Consider the following 7,642-nt stretch of genomic DNA (forward strand, 5'->3'; position numbering starts at 1 on the left):
TCCTCCGCAAGGGGCTTGAAATGGTGTCCACCAAAAACAGGTGGACACCATGCCGAAGCCAGGAGGGATCGAGGAGGCGTGTTCGCCAGACGCTTACATTGCGTGTTGTTCGGCTCGTGATAGATCAGCGTACTCGGCAGTTCTGCCGGCAGAGGCGTCGGCTTAGGTTGCCGGCGTACCGCCTACTTGGCAGGGGCCGATCGTGCAGCCTCAAGCTCCGACTCGATGGCGGCGATATCGGCATCGATCATCTCGTCCAGCAGGTTGAGCTAGTCGACATTGAGCTGTTCTCTAGGCAGGGCAAAGCGGTGGCGCCGCAGGACGGCGACCTCATGGCTCAACCGCTGGTGGAGTGTTTCCAGGCGGTCAAGTCGCTGGTGCAGGCGCGGTCAGTTGAGGCAATTGTTTAGGCTTTAGGTGATTGAAAGCAGCAGGATTTATGGCACCGAGGGTGAGGATTCCCGGCGCGATAGGCCATTGGCCTAATTGCGCTTCGGCTACAGGAGCCGTCCGCTGCGCAAATTCAGATCGCCACCAATTCGGCATCACAAACAGTTATCCTTTGTTTTTTCGGCAATGGGACGCGGAAGGCTTAATCCCAAGCATGTGCCGATACGGTTGGAATGCATCGTGTAACCAGTACGTTGCTCCGCCGCACGATAAGACCAAGGAGCGCAGGTTTCTATCTATGTCGAACCCGTTTTTCGATCACCCAATCCTGAATTCTCCATACCAGCGTCCTAGCCGTCACTGGGAGCTAGACGAGACCGGTCAGCCGACGCAGAAGATTGTTGAGGACCGGCGCAAAGCGCAGTTCATCACGCCGATTCCAAAGCCCAAGAAACAGAAAGCGACTCCGAAGCAGGGAGATTTCCTCTTCGACGAAGGCAAGGGGCTTTCTACAGGCAAGCAGCAATACGACCCCACCTCGATCATCAACAAGGTCCGTGGCCATGTAGACACATGGCGTGCGCTGCCTGCGAGCCAATGGCAGGTTACCCCCGAAACGGCACGCTTGCTCCAGCATTGGCGACATCACGATTTTCATGGCGTGCGCCCGTTCTTTTGCCAGGTCGAAGCAGTTGAAACGGCGATTTGGCTTACAGAAGTCGCGCCCTTATCCAAGCCTGGGAAAGAGCTACTGGAACACCTTGTGGCTGCCAACAAGGACGCCAACCCTGAATTGATGCGCCTGGCGCTCAAGCTCGCTACGGGTGCCGGCAAAACCACGGTTATGGCGATGATCATCGCCTGGCAGACCGTCAATGCGGTGCGTAGTCCTGCGAGCAAGAACTTTACGCGAGGATTCTTGCTCTGCGCTCCGGGCCTCACCATCAAGGATCGTTTGCGCGTACTGCAGCCCAACGATCCGGACAGCTACTACAAGGAACGCGAGCTTGTTCCGAGTGACATGCTTGACGACATTTCCCGAGCCAAGATTGTCATAACCAACTACCACGCCTTCAAGCTTCGCGAGCGTATTGAGATTTCAAAGGGCGGCAGGCAACTACTAAAGGGGCGAACTGGTGATGATCCCCAAACGCTTGAAACTGAAGGACAGATGATTCAGCGCGTGATGTCGGATTTGATGGGCATGAAGAACATCATGGTCATCAACGACGAAGCGCATCACTGTTACCGGGAAAAGCCTGCGTCGGATGACGACTACATTGATGACAAGGGCAATCAGCTTACGGGGGATGCCCTGAAAGAAGCCAAGGCGCACGCCAAGGACGAGAACGAAGCAGCTCGCCTTTGGATTTCCGGGTTGGAAGCGGTTAATCGCAAGCTGGGAATCAACCGTGTCGTCGACCTCTCGGCCACGCCGTTCTTCCTGGCCGGTTCTGGCTATGTCGAAGGCACCTTGTTCCCGTGGACGATGAGCGACTTTTCACTGATGGACGCCATCGAATGCGGCATCGTCAAGCTGCCGCGCGTTCCTGTTGCGGAAAACATCACTGGCGACGAGATGCCAATGTTTCGCAACCTGTGGGAAAACATCCGCAAAGACATGCCCAAGAAGGGGCGTGGCTCCAAACAGGATCTCGATCCGCTCAAGCTTCCGACGAAGCTGCAGACGGCCCTGCAAGCCCTCTACGGGCACTACGAGAAGACCTACGCCAAATGGCAGGACGCAGGAATCAGCGTCCCCCCCTGCTTTATCGTCGTTTGCCAGAACACCGCTATCTCCAAGCTGGTGTACGACTACATTTCAGGTTTCCAACGCAAGAATGATGACGGCACGACCACGCTTGAAAACGGCCGTCTTGCCCTGTTCCGCAACTTCGACGAAACCACCGGCAATCCGTTACCACGCCCAAACACCCTACTAATCGACAGCGAACAGCTCGAAGCCGGGGATGCGTTGGACGATAACTTTCGCAACATGGCCGCAGACGAAATTGAACGTTTCCGCCGTGAGATCGTTGAACGCAGCGGAGACGTACGCGCTGCTGACAATGTTACGGATCAGGAGCTGCTGCGCGAGGTCATGAATACGGTCGGTAAGGCCGGACAGTTGGGGGGCTCGATCCGTTGCGTCGTATCGGTATCAATGCTTACGGAGGGCTGGGATGCCAATACCGTCACTCACGTACTTGGCATCCGTGCTTTTGGCACTCAGCTTTTGTGTGAGCAGGTCATTGGTCGCGCCCTGCGACGTCAATCCTACGAGCTAAATGACGAGGGCCTGTTCAACGTCGAGTACGCCGATGTGTTCGGCATCCCCTTCGACTTCACAGCTAAACCCGTAATCGCAACGCCATCCACACCGCGCGAATCTGTGCAGGTCAAAGCAATGCGTCCTGAGCGAGATACGCTGGAGATTGTCTTTCCTCGTGTCGAAGGCTATCGGGTCGAGCTGCCTGAGGAACGGCTAGTTGCTGACTTCAACGACGAATCCAAACTCGTGCTTACGCCCGCGCTAGTAGGTCCATCGCAAACACAAAATGCCGGCATCATCGGCGAGTCAGCAGATATAACGCTCCAGCATCTTGGTGACATGCGCCCCTCTAGCCTGGTGTTCAACCTTACCCAGCACTTGCTCTATACCAAGTGGCGAGACCCCGGCGAAGAGCCCAAACTGCACCTTTTCGGCCAGCTCAAACGCATTACCAAGGAATGGCTGGATCTGCAAAGGCGATACTTATCCCGCCTTGCTGATGTATCAGGAACTGGCCGATATGGCCTGCAACAAGATCACCGCGGCCATTACTCGGCACTTTTTCGGTGAGCGCCCCATCAAGGCACTGCTTGATCCGTACAACCCCAGTGGATCAACCCGGAATGTGCGCTTTAACACCTCCAAGACCAGCCGTTGGGCAACTAGCTCTCAGCACAGTCACATCAATTGGGTAGTCCTCGATAGTGACTGGGAGGCTGAGTTTTGCCGCGTCGCCGAGCGTCACCCCCTGGTGCGGGCCTACGTGAAGAACCACGGTCTCGGCTTTGAAGTGCCTTACCGCTTTGGCTCCGAGATGCGCAAATACCTGCCGGACTTCATCGTCCGTGTCGACGATGGCCGCGGCCCTGAAGATCTGCTCAATCTCATTGTTGAGATTAAGGGCTATCGCGGCGAGGACGCGGTGGAAAAGAAGTCCACCATGGATACCTACTGGGTGCCTGGCGTGAATTATCTCGGAAGCTATGGACGCTGGGCCTTTGCTGAGTTCACTGACGTATTTCAGATGCAGCACGACTTTTCGCAGAAAATCGAAGGCGAATTCAATAAATTGATCGCATCTGTTGTGGGCGTAAAAGACACAAGCTCCGACGAATTTTTATCCAATATTCGGAGGGCGATATTTGAAGTCCTTGCCAGCAAGCAAGATCATGTTTTCTATCTCTCTGACATCGACGCGGCCGCTCTGAGCGCAAATTGCACTCATGAGGAAGTGTTTGGTGTTCTTTCCATGCTATCAAGTTCCTCTGAGAAGCAACTGCGGATGAAGCTCCGTTCGGAAAGTAGGGGCGGAGAGGAAGTGCCTGTTTCGGCTTTTATCGGCAATCTAAAAAAATGGTGGCGCGATAAATCCATTCAGCAGGCGGATTGGGATTCCTGGGCGGGTGATATTGTGGTCAGCTGGGAGCGCGTCACGAGTGCAGGGGGCGGTAATGACTAATCCCGACACCGCTGCTGCGCTTATTGAAAGAATAAAGAGAAAGGCGCCAGAGTATCTTGATATTTTGACAGCAGAAACGAATGAAGAGTTTGATAGGGCCTTTGATGCGGTGCTGGGCAAAGCAATTTCAAACCTTGAGCGACAGAGCGGAAATTACAAAAAATTGAATGAGGTGGGGCTTAGTGGTGTGCTGGCCTCAGCTCTTTCTATACCTGGATTGACTGTTACGCCCGAGGCTCATTCAAACGGTCATGTAGACTTGTTGATTATGGCCGATCACTCCTTTCCAGAGTTCATTAAACTTGCTGAGGCGAAGATTCACCATGGCTATAAAAGGCATGCAGAAGGACTATCTCAACTGATTGATCGATACTCGACTGGAAGAGAAACTCGTGGTCTACTCATTTCCTTTGTGAGGCAAATGGATATATCTGGAGCGATAAAGGAGGTCCGTGAGAAAATGGATAAATACTCTCCGTGCTCCCAGCAAGGAAAGACCAGTGACCACATCTTTAAGTGGTCTTTTCTATCGAGACACGCCCACCCTTGCGGCGAAACTCTCGAGGTTGGTCACGTTGGCTGCAATCTCTTTGTGAAATAAAAATAGCATTAAGCGAGTTAGTTTATGGCCAAGCAGCCCTCTACCACGACTGTCGAAATAATTAAACACGACGACGCCAAGCGCAAGAACATACCTTCCGCCGAGCAGCAATCCTTTGTTCAAGAGCCTGCAACGCCAACGCAGATTCGTTATCTGCGTAACACCGATCTAGATCCTCAGCTCGTATGGCGCGGCAAAGATGAGCAAGACTGGAGTGACCTCATCGTCCATGCGCCGCCGCTCTACATCCAGGAAAAGGTGCATCCCAAGGCGCTGATCGACGAGCTGCTGCGCGAGACACGGGAGCGTGAACACGATGCTGGGCAGGCCACGGCTGACCTGTTTTCAGACTTCAACGGCATCCCCAAGGGGGCGGACAAGACGGAGTTTTACCAGCACGACCAGAACTGGACCAACCGCATGATTTTGGGTGATAGCCTGCAGGTTATGGCTAGCCTTGCGGAGCGAGAGGGCCTGCGGGGCAAAGTACAGTGCATCTATTTCGACCCACCATATGGCATAAAATTTAATAGTAACTTCCAGTGGAGCACGGCCAGCACGAAGGTGAAGGATGGTGATCGAAAGCATATTTCACGAGAGCCGGAGCAGGTTAAGGCGTTTCGAGACACTTGGAGTAATGGCATTCATTCTTACCTCACCTATCTGCGTGATCGGCTCACTGTGGCGCGTGATCTTTTAACAAGTGCAGGATCGATTTTTGTACAGATTGGGGACGAGAATGTTCACCGTTTGCGTATCTTGTTGGACGAGGTTTTTGGTGCAGAAAATTTTGTAAGTGTGATTAGTTACAAAACATCTGTTGGGCTTGGGTCTGAGTACATCGATAATACTTGCAATTATATTCTTTGGTACTGTAAGGAGCGGGGGGCGCTGAAATATCGGCCGCTCTATCGGTTGCTTGAAGCAGGTAAAGAAGGTGCGACGCGCTATAAAAAAATGCGTCTTTCTGACCTTGGTGAGCGTATAGCAAAGGCCGATGAACTTGCGGACCCAGACAAACTGCCCGAAGGTGCCCGGCTTTTTCGCGATCAAGGACTTACTTCTCGATCTGGCTCTGCTACTACTGTGTTTCCCGTCGTATTTCGAGGCAAGTCCTATGAGCCATCCACTGGGGGGTGGCGAACTTCTAAGGTCGGAGTCGAACGTGCGATTCGCGCGGATCGAATTTTGAAAACTGGAGAAAATATTTCGTATCGTAAATTTTTTGATGATTTCAAGGCTTTGTCTCTTGATAATTTCTGGGGAGATGTTTCTGGAGGGATCACTAGTAGAGCTGACCCGAAAGTTTACGTTGTTCAAACATCCACGAAAGTAATTGAGCGATGCATCTTGATGGCCACCGACCCAGGGGATCTCGTTCTTGATCCGACCTGCGGCTCCGGTACTACGGCTATGGTCGCTGAGCAATGGGGCCGCCGCTGGATCACCATCGACACATCGCGTGTTGCTTTGGCACTAGCACGCGCTCGCATTATGGGGGCGCGCTATCCGTACTACCTGCTCGCCGACTCGCGTGAAGGCCAAGAAAAGGAGGCTGAAGTTACGCGTACCGCTCCGAGCTCTCAGCCTACCCAAGGCAATATCCGCCATGGTTTCGTTTATGAACGCGTGCCGCATATTACTCTTAAATCCATCGCCAACAATGCTGAAATCGACGTGATATGGGAGCAGTGGCAGCAGACGCTGGAACCGTTGCGCGCACAACTGAACGGATTGTTGAGGAAGTCCTGGCAGGAGTGGGATGTTCCGCGCGATGCGGGTAAAGAATGGTCGGAACAGGTCAAGAAGTTGCACGCTGACTGGTGGAAGGCACGAATCTCGCGGCAAAAGGAAATCGATGCGTCGATTGCAGCCAAGGCCGCGTTCGAGTACCTCTACGATAAGCCTTATGAAAACAAGAAGGCCGTGCGTGTGGCGGGCCCCTTCACGGTGGAAAGTCTCAGTCCGCACCGCACTCTGGGCGTGGATGAGAATGACGAGCTGATCGATCAGCTACATGTGTCCGAGCTGGGGGCTGACTATGCGGCGAAGCAATCATTCCCGCAGCTAATTCTAGCGAATCTGAAAACGGCTGGCGTGCAGCAGGCGCACAAGGAAGACCGCATCAGCTTTACCATGCTCACTCCCTGGCCGGGAGAGTTGGTATGTGCCGAAGGGCGTTACCTGGAAGGTGAGTCAGAAAAACGAGCCGCCATCTTCATCGGTCCCGAATTTGGAACCGTTCAGCGCGCTGACCTGGTGGCTGCTGCTCGTGAAGCTGCAGACGCGGGTTTCGATGTGCTTATTGCCTGTGCTTTTAACTTTGAGGCGCACACCACTGAGTTCGCCAAGCTCGGCAAGTTGCCTGTTCTCAAAGCTCGCATGAACGCGGACCTGCACATGGCTGAAGACCTGAAGAACACGGGCAAGGGCAACCTTTTCGTGATTTTTGGTGAGCCGGATATCGATCTTATCTCGCAGGAGGACGGCCAAATACGTGTGAAGGTACTCGGAGTGGATGTGTTCAAGCCGCAGACTGGAGAAGTTATCAGCGACGGTGCCGACGGAATCGCCTGCTGGTTCATAGATACTGATTACAACGAAGAAAGTTTTTTCGTCCGCCATGCCTACTTCTTGGGTGCGAATGATCCCTACAATTCGCTAAAGACCACGCTAAAAGCCGAGATCGACGCTGAAGCGTGGGCTTCACTCAAGAGTGATACCTCTCGTCCGTTTCCAAAACCGAAGTCTGGCCGGATTGCCGTAAAGGTGATCAATCACCTAGGTGATGAAGTGATGAAGGTATTCAAGGTTAACTGAGGGCGGCCGCAAAAACTGAGTGCAACACCTGACCTTTCCGGTACGGTGCTGCCCCTATGTCTTATTCCGAACTCAGCGTCGAAGAGCGCGCCACCATTCA

5 protein-coding genes are annotated in these 7,642 nt (G+C 53.5%); all 5 read left to right on the forward strand.

What is annotated here, in order from left to right; translation table 11 throughout:
- On the forward strand, positions 1-410 hold a 410-nt coding region (locus tag BZL41_RS28810; RefSeq protein WP_218224439.1), incomplete at its 5' end, for a hypothetical protein.
- Between the two features lie 278 nt (positions 411-688).
- Positions 689-3,232: a BPTD_3080 family restriction endonuclease gene (locus tag BZL41_RS06035; protein WP_256578085.1), complete on the forward strand. Its 2,544-nt coding sequence runs from the start codon at positions 689-691 to the stop codon at positions 3,230-3,232.
- A complete protein-coding gene (locus BZL41_RS28975) occupies positions 3,183-4,121 on the forward strand; it encodes a hypothetical protein (RefSeq protein WP_256578086.1) in 939 nt (312 codons plus the stop codon). The genes BZL41_RS06035 and BZL41_RS28975 overlap by 50 nt, the downstream gene beginning before the upstream one ends.
- Positions 4,114-4,722, forward strand: coding sequence for a hypothetical protein (locus tag BZL41_RS27830; protein ID WP_143518028.1), 609 nt, complete (start codon positions 4,114-4,116; stop codon positions 4,720-4,722). Before BZL41_RS28975 ends, BZL41_RS27830 begins: the two co-directional genes overlap by 8 nt.
- Before the next feature lie 24 nt (positions 4,723-4,746).
- The gene (locus BZL41_RS06040; RefSeq protein ID WP_095598452.1) at positions 4,747-7,542 is read left to right on the forward strand and encodes a site-specific DNA-methyltransferase; all 2,796 of its coding nucleotides are present in this window, start codon (positions 4,747-4,749) and stop codon (positions 7,540-7,542) included.
- Positions 7,543-7,642: the final 100 nt, after the last annotated feature.

This window comes from Pseudomonas sp. PIC25, from assembly GCF_002286785.1.
Taxonomy (GTDB): Bacteria; Pseudomonadota; Gammaproteobacteria; order Pseudomonadales; family Pseudomonadaceae; genus Pseudomonas_M.